General features: G+C 51.2%; 1 protein-coding gene and 1 pseudogene. One reads left to right on the forward strand and one right to left on the reverse strand.

Features of this window, described 5'->3' with window-relative positions:
* The first annotated feature begins 5 nt into the window (after positions 1-5).
* Positions 6-266 (forward strand): FUSC family protein, encoded by a 261-nt coding sequence (locus ACS8FC_RS19900; protein WP_439298056.1) that lies wholly within the window; start codon positions 6-8, stop codon positions 264-266.
* A 36-nt stretch (positions 267-302) separates the two neighbouring features.
* Here the strand turns inward: ACS8FC_RS19900 and ACS8FC_RS19905 are convergent.
* Positions 303-452 (reverse strand): annotated as a pseudogene (locus ACS8FC_RS19905) (shikimate dehydrogenase); the annotation flags it as partial.
* Positions 453-557 lie beyond the last annotated feature (105 nt).

Below are 557 nucleotides of genomic sequence, written 5' to 3' on the forward strand. Positions count from 1 at the left end.
CAATGATGTTATTGATAGAGTCGTTTGTCGACAGGCATTATGGACTGGCGGTGATTTTTATTACGCCGTTGACGATATTTATCGCGGAGTATGGCAGCACGATGCCGGTGCCGCCAGTGGCAGGAGATGTTATCCATACGCGCATGATTGATACGGCACTCGGTTGTGTGATTGGTCTGAGCGGTGGTTTGGCCATCCACTCTACAAGATTGCGTGTACCACTGCGGCGTTTGGAGAACTGGCTGCTGCTGCGCTTTAGTGAATAAAAAGCAGCAGTTCAATGCTGCTGATTAAGAGTTCCATTAAGTATTTTGGCTCAAGGCGGCTGTCGCTTTTGCGACGTCGATCTCATGACCCGTCCAGCGCTCAAAACTCAATGCAGCTTGTCCGATGAGCATGCCGTAACCTTCAGACGTTTGGGCATCACGCGCCGCGAAATGCTGCAAAAAGGGTCATTCCCCTCCCCCCCCCCCCCCCTCAGCACCATTGGCATCCCAACCTTTCTTAAGTTGTCAAATCTCCCCCTTTCACCCCACTGAAATCACCTTTATCATCCA

Source organism: Psychrobacter sp. 1Y4 (assembly GCF_051847555.1).